The organism is Hungatella hominis (assembly GCF_014288005.1).
GTDB lineage: Bacteria > Bacillota > Clostridia > Lachnospirales > Lachnospiraceae > Hungatella > Hungatella effluvii.
The window spans coordinates 109,194-124,095 of sequence record NZ_JACOPB010000003.1; the positions used below are offsets into that span (position 1 = coordinate 109,194).

The 14,902-nt window shown below is 51.4% G+C and carries 11 protein-coding genes; 5 read left to right on the top strand and 6 right to left on the bottom strand.

All coding sequences use genetic code 11. The annotated features are described in order from the left end of the window. Positions 1 to 113: 113 nt before the first annotated feature. From H8S75_RS08560 to H8S75_RS08575, 4 genes are read left to right on the top strand one after another with little or no spacing between them, the layout of a single operon-like run. A complete protein-coding gene (locus tag H8S75_RS08560; RefSeq protein ID WP_187020767.1) occupies positions 114 to 2,015 on the top strand; it encodes a sensor histidine kinase in 1,902 nt (633 codons plus the stop codon). Beyond that, on the top strand, positions 2,012 to 3,640 hold the full coding sequence (locus tag H8S75_RS08565) for a response regulator (protein WP_187020768.1): 1,629 nt from the start codon (positions 2,012 to 2,014) through the stop codon (positions 3,638 to 3,640). The genes H8S75_RS08560 and H8S75_RS08565 overlap by 4 nt, the downstream gene beginning before the upstream one ends. Then, complete coding sequence (locus H8S75_RS08570) at positions 3,637 to 5,445, top strand: heparinase II/III domain-containing protein (protein WP_187020770.1); 1,809 nt, start codon at positions 3,637 to 3,639, stop codon at positions 5,443 to 5,445. Before H8S75_RS08565 ends, H8S75_RS08570 begins: the two co-directional genes overlap by 4 nt. 54 nt (positions 5,446 to 5,499) lie before the next feature. After that, on the top strand, positions 5,500 to 6,633 hold the full coding sequence (locus H8S75_RS08575) for an SLC13 family permease (protein ID WP_187020772.1): 1,134 nt from the start codon (positions 5,500 to 5,502) through the stop codon (positions 6,631 to 6,633). Between the two features lie 18 nt (positions 6,634 to 6,651). Here the strand turns inward: H8S75_RS08575 and cls are convergent, their stop codons facing one another. Together cls and H8S75_RS08585 are read right to left on the bottom strand one after the other, a co-directional pair. Then, positions 6,652 to 8,202, bottom strand: coding sequence for a cardiolipin synthase (gene cls / locus H8S75_RS08580; RefSeq protein WP_187020774.1), 1,551 nt, complete (start codon positions 8,200 to 8,202; stop codon positions 6,652 to 6,654). 108 nt (positions 8,203 to 8,310) lie between these two features. Then, entirely contained in the window at positions 8,311 to 9,606 is a 1,296-nt protein-coding gene (locus H8S75_RS08585) for an L-cysteine desulfidase family protein (RefSeq protein ID WP_187020776.1), read from the bottom strand. Between the two features lie 178 nt (positions 9,607 to 9,784). Here H8S75_RS08585 and H8S75_RS08590 point away from each other — a divergent pair, with 178 nt between their 5' ends. Next, positions 9,785 to 10,744 (top strand): AraC family transcriptional regulator, encoded by a 960-nt coding sequence (locus H8S75_RS08590; protein WP_187020778.1) that lies wholly within the window; start codon positions 9,785 to 9,787, stop codon positions 10,742 to 10,744. Here the strand turns inward: H8S75_RS08590 and H8S75_RS08595 are convergent. From H8S75_RS08595 to H8S75_RS08610, 4 genes are all read right to left on the bottom strand, one after another. Continuing rightward, positions 10,734 to 11,573 carry a carbohydrate ABC transporter permease gene (locus H8S75_RS08595; RefSeq protein WP_002600050.1) on the bottom strand — a complete coding sequence of 280 codons (840 nt, stop codon included), beginning with the start codon at positions 11,571 to 11,573 and terminating at the stop codon, positions 10,734 to 10,736. The two genes, H8S75_RS08590 and H8S75_RS08595, sit on opposite strands and share 11 nt — an antisense overlap. Positions 11,574 to 11,586: 13 nt before the next feature. Beyond that, positions 11,587 to 12,492, bottom strand: a complete 906-nt coding sequence (locus tag H8S75_RS08600) for a carbohydrate ABC transporter permease (RefSeq protein ID WP_025531018.1) — start codon at positions 12,490 to 12,492, stop codon at positions 11,587 to 11,589. 77 nt (positions 12,493 to 12,569) lie between these two features. Further along, positions 12,570 to 13,898, bottom strand: a complete 1,329-nt coding sequence (locus H8S75_RS08605) for an ABC transporter substrate-binding protein (protein WP_187020779.1) — start codon at positions 13,896 to 13,898, stop codon at positions 12,570 to 12,572. Between the two features lie 15 nt (positions 13,899 to 13,913). Further along, positions 13,914 to 14,900: an aldo/keto reductase gene (locus H8S75_RS08610; protein WP_187020781.1), complete on the bottom strand. Its 987-nt coding sequence runs from the start codon at positions 14,898 to 14,900 to the stop codon at positions 13,914 to 13,916. Between the last annotated feature and the right edge of the window lie 2 nt (positions 14,901 to 14,902).

A 14,902-nucleotide genomic window follows, 5' to 3' on the forward strand; every position in this document is an offset into this window, starting at 1 on the left:
TGTATACATATTGCATTGTTTTTCGTAAAGTACCATTCCATTTTTCATTGACAATTTACAATAAATAGTCTAATTTTGTATATAGAAATCTGTAGAGAGAGGAATTCATCCTTATGATAAAGAAATTTCTTCCCAGTTCCATCCGCGGAAAAATCATGGCCGTAACGGCGGCGATCACGGTTCTGATCGCAGTCATCACCATGGCAGTCTGCTACTCCGTATTCCAGTCTTTTCTTATGAAAAACCAGATTCAGTCCACGGAATTCAACCTTTCCGTCGTCAGCAGCAACATGGCAGAGGATATGAAGGAGATCGTCACCTTCACCAAATGGTGCTGCTCCAACAGTGAGGTCGGCCACTATCTGGAACGGCTGAAGGACCAGCCGAAGCTCCCAACGGCTTCCAAGGACACCGAGGCCCTGCGCCCGCTGGCTCTGACCGCTTACAAGCGGCTGAATGAGGAATACATAACCTCCGGGACCGCTGGCGGCAAGAAGTATATGGCCCGTGTCATCATCTCCACTCCCAATACCGGGAATTTCCTGCAGTCCATGACCAGCGCCAATTACTCCAGCTCCTTCGACGCCGCGCGGGTCAGCAAAAGCAGTTTCTTCGCTCCTCTGTTTGAAAGCCCCGACTTTCGATGGATCGGGGTGGTGGACGATCCGATCTCCAATGCCAATCACGAGAAGATCATCCCCATCGTGCGCCCCGTGTATGACGAATACAGCCTGGAGATCATCGGCTGGACCTATGTGGAGGTCTCCTCCCGCCTGTTCACGGACTACCTGGCATCCTATCCTCAGGCCAGCGACAGCCAGCTGTTTTTAACCATCGGGGACAAGACCTACGGTTCTTCCAGCAGCACCTGGTCCGATCCCTCCATGCCCTATACCGATTTTAAGCCTGTGACCGGCACTGCCACACTGGATCCCGGCACGCAGGTATTTTCCGTGGTCTCCCCCAATGGGGAAAAACGAATGCTGGTCCGGCGTCCTGTCGAGGTGGAGGGAGCCGACGGCTGGTATCTCTCCCAGGTTTTATCCCGGCAGCAGTTTAACCAGCAGCGCATGGTCTACCTGCTGCTGATTGTCGGAATCAGTGCAGCCATCATCTCCCTCGGCTGTCTGCTGACCATTCTCTTGAACAAGATCATCAGTCAGCCCATCAAACGGCTCAGTTTAAAGATTGACGCCATCGCAGACGGAGATTTCTCCAGGGACAGTGAAATCGAATGGAACCACGAACTGGGTTCCATCGGCCGCGGCATCAACAATATGTCGGAAAATATTGTAACCCTGATGGACAAGCGGGTGGCGGACGAAAAGCAGAAAAAAGATCTGGAATACCAGATTCTGCAAAGCCAGATCAATCCGCATTTCCTCTACAATACGCTGAATTCCATCAAATGGATGGCCACGATCCAGAACGCCACCGGCATCGCTGACATGACAACAGCTCTCGCCAGGCTGTTAAAAAGCGTCTCCAAGGGGACCTCATCCATGGTCACCCTGCGGGAAGAGCTGGACCTCGTCAAGGATTATTTCCTTATTCAGCAGTACCGGTATGGCGGAAGCATCACCATGGACTACCACATCGAATCGGAGGAACTTTACGGCTGCGAGATCCACCGTTTCACCCTGCAGCCAATCATCGAAAATGCGCTGTTCCACGGGATCGAGCCGAAGGGAACCGCAGGTGCCATCACGGTATCCGCAGAATCCGGCACCGTGAACGGAAAGAAAGTGCTGAAGATCAGCGTAACCGACAACGGAATCGGCATGACCCGGGAGACCATCGATTCCGTGCTTCACGAGGAAGACAACCCCGGCAAAAACAAGACCGATTTCTTCCGCCACGTGGGAATCAGCAACGTAAACCGGAGAATCCAGTACGATTTCGGACCGGAATACGGAATCACCATTGTCAGCGAACCGGGCGTGTATACGACCATGACGATCGTACGCCCTTATATTAACCAATCTGAAAGGAAGAAAGATGAGGATCTGCTATGATAAAATTACTGATTGTAGATGATGAGCCGCTGGTTCAGATCGGAATCAAGTCTATGATAAACTGGGAGGAATACGGAATCGAGGTCTGCGGCACCGCCATGAACGGCGCCAATGCGCTGGATTTAATTGAGGAATACTCTCCGGAGATCGTCATCACCGACATCCGCATGCCCATCATGAACGGACTGGAGCTTGCAAAGACCTGCCGCGAAAAATACGGAAGAATTCCTCTCTTCATCTTTCTGACCAGCTACGAGGAATTTCAGCTGATCAAGGAGGCCATGACGTATGAGGCCGTCGATTACTTAATCAAGCTGGAACTGAGCGCAGACTCTCTGGCAGACGCCGTGAAGAAGGCGAAAAACCGTCTGGAAAACCTTCAGGCCGTCGTAAAGGCCAAAGACCCTGGCCGTCCCCTGCTCCAGAGCTACTATGATAAATTCATCCTGCGCCTGCTGCACAATCTCTTCGACACTGAAGAACAGTTCCATCTCCAGGCAAAGGATTTGAAGCTGACCTTCACGGACGCCTGCTACTGCGCCGCCCTGTTTGAGATACGCGAGGAGTCCCATGGTTCCATGGACCATGCCAAGCTGATGAATCTCTGCAGCAGCACCTATTCCATGGCCCGGGATATTTTGAACAAGCACGTTCCCTGCTACGCCATCTCTCTCGATATGAAGCATTTTGCCGTGATTTTCCACGTTCAGAAGCCGGAGGACTTAAGCGGCGCCCAGCTTCAGAGCGCAGTCAAAAATGCGGTGGAAATGGTTCACAACTACTTTAACGTCACCGTGCTGGCCGGGATCGGCAGTCCGGTGGAACAGCCCTTAAAGATCTGTGAATCCTACCAGGACGCCCGACAGGCCTTCGGCCGGACCAAAAGCACAGCACCGATCATCCAGTTTTCCCAGGATGACACCCAGTCCGTCAAGAACGCGTTCAACATCGCCGTATTTAAAAATGACATCACCAAGGCTTTCGACGAATTCGACACCGACGTCCTCTACCGGACGCTTTCCGAGATCATCGAGCTGTTCAGGGCGCATCCCCTCCGCTTCCTCCAGGCGGTGGACGGGGCCTGCAATATCCTCTACTTAGCGCTCTCCCTTCTCCCTGACGGAGAGGAAAACATGATGGAGATCTTCTCCTCCTACAGCGACGGCTACCGTTCCATCTACCGTTTTACCAGTGTGGATCAGATCATCGAATGGATGAGCATCCTGCGGGACGGCTTATGCGAGGTGCTAAAATCCAAGAGAAAGACGTACAAGGCTCACGTCATCACCAACGTGCAGAAGTACATAGGCAGCCACGTGAGCGAGCGCCTCTCCTTAAATGAGGTAGCCGGCGTCTTCGGTCTCAGCCCCAACTATCTGAGCATTTTATTTAAGAAAAACTGTCAGGTCGGCTTCTCCGAGTATATCTCCCAGGCCAAGATCGCAAAGGCCAAAAGCATGCTCTTAGAGCAGGACATGAAGATCTACGAGGTGGCGGACAGGCTGGGCTTTGAAAGCGCCTTTTATTTCAGCAAGGTATTTAAAAAAGTGGAGGGAATCTCTCCCCGCGAATATATACAGCAAAACACCATCGGTCCCGATGGAGAACAAGGAGACACATTATGATTACAGAAGCAGCAAAAACTCTCACTGATTCACTCAGGCTTTTCGCGCCCTGCCCACCGGCGGCCGACAGGGAATGCTGGGAGAAGCTCCCGGAAGACTTGAAAGCCTGCCTGATAAGAAATGGAGAAGCCTATCTCCACTACGAATATCCCGCCTTAACCGCCGTGGATTTCATGGAATTTACACGCAGCGGAAACAGAAGCCGTTACCAGGACAGGCTCTTCGCCAGACGGACCGCTTTAGACAGCCTGGTTCTCGCGGAATGTGCAGAACACCGCGGCCGTTTTCTCGACGACATTATCAACGGACTTTACCTGATCTGTGAGGAAAATGCATGGCAGCTTCCGGCTCATAACTCCTATATCCGTGATACGCCCCAGTTTCCCCTACCTGACGTCACAAGGCCCGTCATCGACTTATTCGCCGCCGAGACCGCTTCCGTCCTTGCCGTGGCGGAATACCTGCTGCGCAGCGAATTAAAAGAGGTAAGCCCCTTCCTCTCCGTCATGATCGACCACGAACTGGAGACACGGATCTTCACACCCTATCTGAGCGAACATTTCTGGTGGATGGGGGATGGAAAGAGCCATATGAACAACTGGACGGTCTGGTGCACCCAGAACGTGCTTCTCTCCGCCTTTACCCGGCCTCTTCCGAAAGAAACACAGACCGCGATTCTTACCAAAGCGGCCGGAAGCATCGACTATTTCCTGGCTGAGTACGGCGAAGACGGCTGCTGCGACGAGGGTGCCCAGTATTACCGCCACGCAGGGCTCTGCCTCTTCGGCTGCCTTGAAATCCTGAACGGAATCACGGATCATGCCTTCTCCTTCGCCTGGGAGCAGGAAAAGATCAGAAATATCGCCTCCTACATCTTAAATGTGCACGTGGATACGGTCTATTACGTCAATTTCGCAGACTGCTCCCCCGTGGCCGGCCGCTGCAATGCCAGGGAATACCGGTTTGGAAAGCGCACCGGAAACCAGGCTCTTATGGAGTTCGCAGCCTCCGATTACCAGAACAGCGAAGACCCGCTCACCCTGGACGAGCACAATCTGTTTTACCGGCTTCAGACCGTATTTTCCCATGAGGAGATGATGCAGTATGACAGGAATCCCGTGATCGTCCACCGGGACCTCTATTATGAAAGCGTCGGCCTCTTTATGGCCCGCGACAGCCGCCTCTATCTCGCCGTGAAGGGCGGAGACAACGGCGACAGCCATAACCACAACGACGTCGGCAGCTTCACCATTTACAAGGACGGAAAGCCGCTCTTCATCGACGCCGGTGTGGAAACGTACACGAAGAAGACCTTCTCTCCCGACCGTTACGATATCTGGACCATGCAGTCCCGGTATCACAATCTCCCCACCTTCGTGGACCACGGCAGGGAGACGGTACAGCAGGCCGGCGAACAGTACCGCGCCGCGGACGTCCGGTATGAACTGGGAGAGACAGCCTGCCGGATCTCCATGGATATCCGGCAGGCCTATCCCGACACACGGATCCGTTCCTACACAAGGAACGCAGTTCTGGAAAAGGAAAAGTCCATCACCATCAGGGATCATTACGAGGGTGACGGCGGTACGGCCGTCCTGTCGCTCATGTTCTGCGAGAAGCCTGCCATTGATCAGAATACCATCCGAATCGGTGATCTGGCCGCCTGTGCAGTGGAAGGCGCTTCCTCCATCACCGTGGAAGAGATTCCAGTCACTGACGAGCGCCTGAAAACGGCCTGGAAGCACAAGCTGTACCGCTGCCTCGTCACCATGGAGGCCCACGATCTGACTCTGACGATTGTTTAGAGCCTTGCACCGATAACGCAGTCACAGCACTGCACTGCATAAGGAGGCTAACTCTTGAACCTTACACGAAAGGCCATCGGCGGCCGCATTCTGGCCGCCGCAAAAAAAGATACAATTCTGACGGTTTCCCTGGTCTGTGCCGTCTTTTCCATGTTTCTCGTCCCGCCCTCTGCCGCCTACATCGGATACGTGGACTTCCGGGTCCTGGCCCTTTTATTCTGTCTGATGGTGGTGGTGGCCGGATTTCAGGAATGCGGCCTCTTCGTCCTGATGGCGAGGAAACTGCTTTCCGGCGAGAATAATTTCCGGCAGCTCTCCTGGATGCTGGTTATGCTGCCCTTCTTCTGTTCCATGCTGATCACCAATGACGTGGCTCTCCTAACCTTCGTCCCCTTTACGATCCTCATTCTGGATATGATCGGCGAAAAGAAGCATATGGCCTGGATCGTGGTGCTCCAGACTGTGGCGGCAAACTTGGGGAGCATGGCAACCCCGGTAGGAAACCCGCAGAACCTCTTCCTGTACGGACGTTTTTCCATACCGGCAGGCAGCTTCTTCGCGGTCCTGCTGCCCTTAACCGCTCTGAGCTTCCTGCTCCTCACCGCGGCAGTATTTTGCATTCCCCGGATCCCCATGCAGATCCGGTTTGACGCTCCGGCGGCGGCCCCGGAAAAAAACGCTCATCCGGCGCTCTTTTTGTTTTTGTTCCTTCTCTGTCTCCTGTCCGTATTCCGGGTTCTGGATTACCGGATCGTGCTGGCCGTCACCGTCGTCTGTCTCCTGCTCTTTGACAGAAAGCTGTTTCTCACCGCGGATTACCTTCTGCTCCTCACCTTCGTCTGCTTCTTCCTGTTCGCAGGCAACATGGGGCAGCTCGACTGGTTAAAGCGCTTTATGGCAGAGATTCTGAACCGGAATCCAGTGCTGTTCTCCGCTCTGACGAGCCAGTTTATCAGCAATGTTCCGGCGGCGGTGCTCCTCTCCGGTTTTACTAACGACTGGAAACCGCTCCTGCTCGGGACAAACCTGGGAGGTCTGGGAACGCCCATTGCCTCGCTGGCCAGCCTGATTTCTCTGAAATTCTACATAAAAGAACTGCCAGATAAGGTTTCCCATTATCTGGCAGTGTTCACCGCAGTCAATATAGCATTTTTTCTCATTCTGTACGCGGCGGCCAGCTTCCTTTAGAAGCGGCCGCACGCAGTTCTACATAAGTGGTGCAAACAGCCGCAGCACGCGCCCCGCAAACTTCTTATACCACGGATAGTGCCGGCACTCCTCCAGAGTGATTACCTGGCTCTTGGCCAGCGTCTCCTTAAAGTCCCTCTCCACATCCTTAATCACCTCGTTGCGGTAAATATAGGCCGCACACTCAAAATGCAGATACAGGCTTCTGTAATCCATATTGATCGTGCCGACCACCGCCTTCTCGTCATCGCTGGTAAAGACCTTGGCATGGACAAAGCCCGGCGTGTACTCGTAAATCTGCACACCCGCACGGATCAGCTCCTCATAATGCGCCTTGGCCAGCAGGAACGCGTACTCCTTGTCCGGAATATGGGGCATAATGATGATCGTCTCGACGCCGCGCTTGGCCGCAAACTGCAGGGCCTGTACCAGTTCGTAGTTGAGAATCAGATACGGCGTCATAATATGCACGTAGTTTCTGGCCGTATTGATGATATCGAGGTACACCAGCTCTCCCACGGTCTCCTGATCCAGGGGACTGTCGCCGTACGGGATCACGAAGCCCTCCATGGACAGCTCCGGCGGATAGAAAAATTCCGGATCCCTCAGATACCGGCCGTAATCCTCCGGCTCCTTCTCCGTAATATTCCACATCTGGAGAAACATCATCGTAAAGCTGGTGACCGCGTCGCCCTTCACCATGATGCCGGTATCCTTCCAGTGGCCGAAACGCACCTTCCTGTTGATATACTCATCCGCCAGGTTAATGCCGCCCGTAAATGCCGTGTGCCCGTCTATCACCAGGATCTTTCTGTGGTCCCGGTTATTCTGATAGGTGGACAGGGCCGGTCTGATCGGCGCAAACATCTTGGCCTTTAAGCCCTTGGACCTCAATTCTTTGGGGTAGCTGTACGGAAGGAGGACGAGGCAGCACATGCCGTCATACATAAACCGGACTTCCACACCTTCTGTCACCTTACGCTCCAGAATCTCCAAGATGCTGTCCCACATCTCACCGCGTTCCACGATAAAATATTCCATGAAAATGAAGCGTTTCGCCTTCTCCAGCTCCTTCTTCATGTCCTCGAACATCTCTTCGCCTACCGGATAATACTTCACATTGGTGCTGCCGTAGACCGGATAGCTGCCCGAGTTCTCGATATAAGCGGCCAGATTGGCGTTGCTCCTGCTTGTTTTTGCCAGCTGCTCCATATAACGGGGATTCTGTTTCAGATACGGCTGCGTATCTGAGATATTCTCCCGCAGCCTCCTGTTTATGATCTTCCCTTCCCACTGCAGCTCCAGAAAGAGATAGAGCAGCGTGCCGAACACGGGAATCACCGTAATCGGAATGATCCACGCCAGCTTAAAGCTTGGATTCTCATCCTTATTTACGACATAGAGGATTACAAATGCGCTGAGCAGCGTAAATCCTCCGTAAATATAGACCATGTAATGACTCAGGAAGCGGAAACCTGCAAGCAGTATCGATATCTGCAGCAGCAGTGACATCACCACAAACGCAGTTCGCCCGAATATGATCCTCAAAAGTTTTCTAGCCTTCTTCATCCTTTGTCTCCTCTCCTGTATAAATCATTACACATTATACACCATGTGACTTTAATGTGCAACAATCCCAGAGAGAAGACCGCCTGCCAGCCCCCTTGAAGTTACAGTTCACTCCCCACCAGGGGCACCGCAGTCCGTCATAATCCGTATAATCTCCCGATCCGTCTCTTTCATACCGTCTTTGCCCAGACGGCCGATATTCCGGATCGTGTTTTCTACCCCTTTTGAGACAATTCCATCCCCGCCGTAAAACTGCTGGCCGTTTAAATACATGGAATATCCCAGGATACCGGCATCCACAGAGGCCGCGATCTTCGCAGCGCAGGATGGCTTCGCCCCGTCACAGACAATTCCTGAAACAATAGCCAGGCTGTTGACCAGCGTATGTGCGATCGCCTTAAAATCCGCGCCTTTCAGCCATACGATGCCGCATCCTGCCCCGCTGCCGGCACTGACGGCACCACAGTATGCGGACAGGCGGCCCAACCCCGTCTTCAGATGGATGGCAATCAGATTGGAAAGTACCAGTGCCCGGTAGAGCCGCTCTTTGCTGCACTTCAGTTCCTTCGCGTATTCGATTACAGGCAGCGAGGCAGCCAGACCCTGATTCCCACTTCCCGAGTTAATGACGACCGGCAGCTCATAGCCGCTCATCCTGGCATCAGAAGCCGCCGCGGCCGCCGCCCTGGCTCTCACCTCAACTCTATTTCCGTATGCTTTTAAGATGGTCCTTCCGATGTTGGCTCCGTAGCTGTTCCTGAGCCCTTCCTTTGAGATTGCCGTATTATATTCAATCTGGCAATCCAGAATTTCACTGATTTCCTCCGTATCCACCGAATTGGAAAACTCACAGATGGATTCCACACTCAAAAGAGTCCGGTCATAGTCCGGTCTTCTTGCGGCTTTCTGTTCAGCTATTTCCCACAGGACTTCTCCATTCCGTTCCATCAGCACAATCTTTGTATGGCAGCCGGTAATTCTTACCCTGGCCTGATTAGATCCGCAGTATACGGTCACCGCCATATCCAGCACCTCCTCTGTCTCCAGAGGCCGCACCTCGATATGGTTCTCTTCCAAATAGGCTTTGATCTCCAGCTTCTGCCGCGCGGTCACATCAGAGAGTACCTCCAGTTCCCGTTCTTCATTCCCCGCCACGATCCCTGCCGCTGCCGCTGCCTCAATCCCTTTCAAGCCGCCCGTATTGGGAACTACGACGCTTTTTACATTTTTAATGATATTTCCGCTGGCCTCTACCACACATCGGTCCGGTACGGCTCCAAGAACCGCTCTCGCCTTCGCGCAGCAGTATGCCAGAGCAATCGGCTCCGTACAGCCCATAGCCGGCACCAGCTCCTCCCGCAAAATCTTCATATATGCCTGATATCTGATATCGTCTTTTGTCATCTCCAGGTTCCTCGCATTTCATCTCTTTATTATTTTTGAATCTCCCCATGTACTGTTTCCCATCTGTCATTCAGACCGTACTTTACCTATCCGGTCGCATATCCGATTTCCTGCTTTACAAGAAGAAATGGACAGAGTATGATAGTTATATTGTTACTTAAAACAGGAGATGGGCCCAATGTTCCAGTATCACGGTTATTTAGTCGAATTAGAATACAGGGAATACAAACTTCCCGAAAGCTTTCCCTGCATAGCTCTTCTGCAAGGCGAATTCTCCTTCTCCCCCGGAAGCAGCGGTCCCCTGACCTACCTCCATTTCCACAACTGCGTGGAAATCGGAATCTGTCACGCCGGCGGAAAGGACCTTTATGTAGAAGACAGTCATGAGCGCTTCTGCACCGGTGATATCAGTGTAATCCCGCCTTATACCATCCATATCTCTCAAAACCGGGAGGGGCAGGAAGGGGAAGACTGCGAATATCTCTATTTCAGTCCCGAGGAACTTTTAAAGCCGTTCTATCCAAATGGTATACCGGAGCATCTTCTCTGGTATAACAGAAATCAAGGCTGCTCCTGTGTATTTCCCATGGAGCGTTTTCGTGTTCTGTATCAGTTGATCATATCTGTCTTCGATGAACTGCGCCGAAAGCGTCCCTACTATCATAATACTGTCCGCGGACTGATTCTGGCCATGATGGTAGAGCTATCCCGGATCAACGGACTGGAAAATACCGTTCATTCCTTCGAGAGACTGCGGGATATGACGCCGATTCTTCCGGCGCTGGAGCTCATTGGCAGCAATAACGCCACTTTTATAACTACCGCTCAGCTCGCCGGCGCCTGCCATTTAAGCGTCGCCCAGTTTGGCAGGATCTTTAAACAGATAATGACACAGAGTCCTGCGGATTACATTCGAATGGTAAAGCTCCAGAAGGCGTGCGAACTGCTCTACAGCACGGAAATGAGCATCCTGGATATCGCATTGGAATCCGGTTTTCAGTCTCTCTCCGCCTTTAACCGCGCGTTCCTCAAGTCTTACCAGAAAAGTCCCAGTAAATGGCGCCAGGAAAAGTGCAGCGTCCGGAAGAAAAATGTCAGATATTCCCCCTATCTTCCCAGCGTACGCTCTAACCTTTGATGCCGCCCGCATTAGCCATTCCTTTAATAATCTGCTTCTGTGCCATCACGTACACGATCAGGACCGGAATAAGCGCCATTAAGGTGCCCGCCATTAAAAGTGCAAACGAAGTACTGTGTTCCGCCTGGAAGTATTTCAGTCCCAGCTGGAGCGTTCTTTTGCTGTTGGAGGTAAGGAAAATCAGTGGGGCCAGGTAGTCGTTCCAGCAGCCCATAAATGTGAATATGGTCAGTGCCGAAAGCCCCGGTTTTACCATAGGCAGGATGATCCTGAAACAGATTTCCAGATGGGTACAGCCATCAATTTTTGCCGCCTGGGAGTACTCCTCCGAAATCCCCATAAATGCCTGTCTGAGCAGGAATACTCCAAATGGAGTGAAGCTCTGGGTCAGGATTAATGACAGATGGGTATCCGCCAGCTTCAGCTTCGAGATTACCATAAACTGAGGGATCATGATGACCTGCCACGGCACCATAAGTGTGGCCAGATATAAAAGGAATAGCTGGTCCCGTCCGCGATAGCGGAGTTTTGCAAAGGAATAGGCTGCCAGCGAGCTGGTCAGCAGTGTCAGTACTGTAATAATGACCGACAGCCTGATTGAATTCCAATAGTAATTTAAATACGGAATTTTCGTAAATACATCCTGAAAATTCTTCCAGCGGATCGAGGAAGGAATCCACTCGATGGGAAACCGGAAAACGTCCTGCTCGAATTTAAACGCGGTGGAGGTCATCCACAGAAATGGCAGGATTGTCACTGCCGCAAAACAAAAGAATACGAGGTAAGATAATACCTTACCGGTAATGCGTTCTGCTGTACTCTTGTTCATAGGAATCTCCTCTCTAATAATTTACCCATTTTTTCTGTCCCTGGAACTGAATCATAGTCACAATAAATACAAGTACAAATAACACTACGGCATAGGCCGAGGCATAGCCAAACTTGTAGTTCTGAAAAGCTTCCTGATAAATCCTGTATACCAGAACATTGGAGGAACGTCCCGGACCGCCGTCTGTCATAATATTTACCAGGTCGAATACCTTGAAGGAATTGATGATGCACATGACAGTACAAAGAAACGTGGTTGGTGATAAAAGAGGCAGCGTAATGCTTTTAAACTTTTTCCATGGACCTGCCCCGTCAAGGGAAGCCGCCTCATAAAGTTCTTCTGAGACAGACTGTAAGCCCGACAGAAACAAAACCATATAATACCCCATATTTTTGATGATTGAGACAATGGTAATCGTCGTCATGGACCATGCTGTCGAAGTCAGCCATTTCGGCGGATTTGCCATTCCCAGTATGGTGAGAACACTGTTCACCGGGCCTTCTCCGCGAAACAGCGCCATAAAGATCACGCCAAAGGCCACGCTGGACGTCAGCTGCGGGAAGAAAAAGATTGTCTTAAATACTTCGCTTCCCTTTAGCTTCTGCTGAAGCAGCACGGCCAGCAGCAGCCCAAATAATAGTGTGAGTGTCACACTGACTATGGAATAATAAATATTATTTCGCAGCGATGTATAAAAATAGTCGTCGCGAAACAGCTTCTTAAAATTAGCAAGACCTACAAATGCCGCATCACTGAATCCGTCGTAATTTGTCAGTGACAGCAGCAGTCCCCATACGACCGGTACCAGTGTAAATATGAAAAAACCGATCATATTTGGCAGCAAAAACAAGTATCCGGCTATTTCCTCTCTCCTGGCCATTTTCGAAATTTTGATTTTTGTTTTCTTCTGATTCTTCAATCGTACCACTCCTTCCTGCGTAAACCCGTGCAGACGGATATCCGGCTTATCAGCCGGACATCACGTCTCCCACACGTTTAATTGATCACATCAGCTCTTCTCGATTCAAAATTTTTCATCGTGGTATCGATATCCTGCTCACCTACCATATACAGCTCCATCTCCTCCTTCAGAATCGTCTCTACCTCAGCATACTTGGGATGGTATTTTGTATCGATGGCATTGTTTTCCGAGAATACAATTTTTGCAAGAGTGTCGTCGGACTGCTCCGCTGCCTTTAAGTAAATATCCTTGATCTCGTCATCATTGTACGCGGTCAGCGTACTGTTTTCTGCAATGATCTTAGCTCCGTCATGGGTGCACATCCACTGAATAAAATCGTAAGCCTCGGCCGGATATTTGCTGGTTTTTGATACAGAGAGAAAATTCATGGAGCACGGCGCCGTATAGTCCCTGGAGCCTTCCGGAATAGGCATTGGCATTACTTTATACTTGAATGGCATTTCACCGCTCTCATACTTTAGATTGTAAGCAGCGACACCCCATGTACCATTCTGGAACATGGCGACAGTCTCAGCCGGAGCTGTGGTGAAAAGTGATCCCACATTCTGCCCCATCTCCAGTTTTTCCTCAAACGGTACGTGACTTCCATCCTCGTGGAGCGCTTTCCAGAGTTCCAGATTTTCCCGGATAATTGTGGTGTCCTCATCCATAACACTTCCGCCCATCTGCTGCATATAGACAAAGTTATCCATGCCAACCAGGCCGCCGTACGTTTTGTCCTTCGTCAATTTTTTTGCCAGCTCCCGGTACTCGTTCCAGGTAAGCTGCTCTGTAGGAACGTCTAATCCGGCTTTCTCAAACAGTTCCTCATTGATAAAAAGCAGCCATACCGCCTGACGGTAAGGAAGGCCGAAGATCCCCTCCTGATTGCACTCCTCGAATACCTGTCCGTATACAGAGGTATCCAGACCGGACTGCTCTACGTAAGAAGTGATATCCTGAATTGTCTTTTTATTCTGATAATCTCCGTAGGGAGCAATTCCATTGACACCCAAAACGTCGAACTCCACCCCGCTGGAGAAGGACGCCAGTATCTTATCCGCGTACTCGGTCGGCGGGAAATAAACCACCTCCACCTCGGCCACGTCGCTCTGGGCATTATACGCCGCCACGGCAGGATCAAGGTATGACTGCTCGTCACTCCAGTCATAGAATGTCAGCTTTACTTTTTCACCGCCGCCCCCGGCGGTCCCATTCTCAGTCCCCGCCTCAGCCTCGGTTTTGCTCTCCGTCTTCGCGCCCCCCTCTGTTCCTGCGCTGCCGTTTCCCGATCCGCATCCTGCCAGTGAGAATGCCATCACGCCTGCCATGCCAAGTGCCAGTAATCTTTTTTTCATCATCATATACCTCTCCTTTTTTTATTTGAGGATCTCTTCGATCCGTCTTTTCTCTTCCGATGTAAATTCCCTGTTCTTCAGTGCAGCCACATTTTCCTCCAGCTGTGCCAGTCTGCTGGCCCCCAGGATCACGCTGCTCAGCCTCCCCGCTTCCAGAGCCCATACCAGAGCCATCTGAGCCAGAGACTGCCCACGCTCCGCAGCTACTTCATTTAATGACGAGGTCATCTCCAAAGTCTCAGGCGTAATCTGCTTCTCAGACAGGAACACACTGTGTCCGGCCGCTCTGGAATCCCCTGGAATCCCGTTTAAATATTTACCGGTCAGAATACCTTGTTCCAGAGGACAGAATGCGATCGCCCCCATCCCCGACGCCTCAATGACAGGCAGCAGTTTTTCATTTTCTCTGTACACCATAGAATAGTGATGCTGATGAATGGTGCACGGAACCTTCAGTTCCTTCAAAATTGCCACTGCTTCCATAAGCTCTTCCCGGTTGTAGTTCGACAATCCTATGTAAAGTGCTTTCCCCTGGTGCACCAGCCCAGCCAGCGCATCCATTGTCTCCCACAACGGCGTCTCTTTGTCGGGCCTGTGATGGTAGTAGATATCCACATAATCCAGTCCCATGCGTTTTAAGCTCTGGTCTAAGGAAGCCGTCAGATATTTTTTGGAACCGCCGTCTCCGTAAGGACCAGGCCACATGTAGTACCCTGCCTTTGTGGAAATAATCAGTTCATCCCGGTATTTTCCCAGATCGCTCTGCAAAATCTTTCCAAAGGTCTCCTCTGCGGATCCCTCCGGCGGCCCATAATTGTTGGCCAGATCAAAATGTGTAATTCCCATATCGAATGCGCCCAGCACCATTTCCCTGGCATTGCTGTATGTGCTGCCATATCCGAAATTATGCCAGAGGCCAAATGACATGGCCGGAAGCTTTAATCCGCCCGCTCCGCACCGATTGTAAACCATGGTGTCATAGCGGGTATCCTTTGCCGCATAATTCATAA

Coding starts and splice junctions, on each gene's coding strand:
- H8S75_RS08560 (WP_187020767.1), top strand. CDS start 114: ATGATAAAGAAATTTCTTCCCAGTTCCATCCGCGGAAAAATCATGGCC.
- H8S75_RS08605 (WP_187020779.1), bottom strand. CDS start 13,898: ATGATGATGAAAAAAAGATTACTGGCACTTGGCATGGCAGGCGTGATG.
- H8S75_RS08565 (WP_187020768.1), top strand. CDS start 2,012: ATGATAAAATTACTGATTGTAGATGATGAGCCGCTGGTTCAGATCGGA.
- H8S75_RS08570 (WP_187020770.1), top strand. CDS start 3,637: ATGATTACAGAAGCAGCAAAAACTCTCACTGATTCACTCAGGCTTTTC.
- cls (WP_187020774.1), bottom strand. CDS start 8,202: ATGAAGAAGGCTAGAAAACTTTTGAGGATCATATTCGGGCGAACTGCG.
- H8S75_RS08610 (WP_187020781.1), bottom strand. CDS start 14,900: ATGAATTATGCGGCAAAGGATACCCGCTATGACACCATGGTTTACAAT.
- H8S75_RS08595 (WP_002600050.1), bottom strand. CDS start 11,573: ATGAACAAGAGTACAGCAGAACGCATTACCGGTAAGGTATTATCTTAC.
- H8S75_RS08585 (WP_187020776.1), bottom strand. CDS start 9,606: ATGACAAAAGACGATATCAGATATCAGGCATATATGAAGATTTTGCGG.
- H8S75_RS08590 (WP_187020778.1), top strand. CDS start 9,785: ATGTTCCAGTATCACGGTTATTTAGTCGAATTAGAATACAGGGAATAC.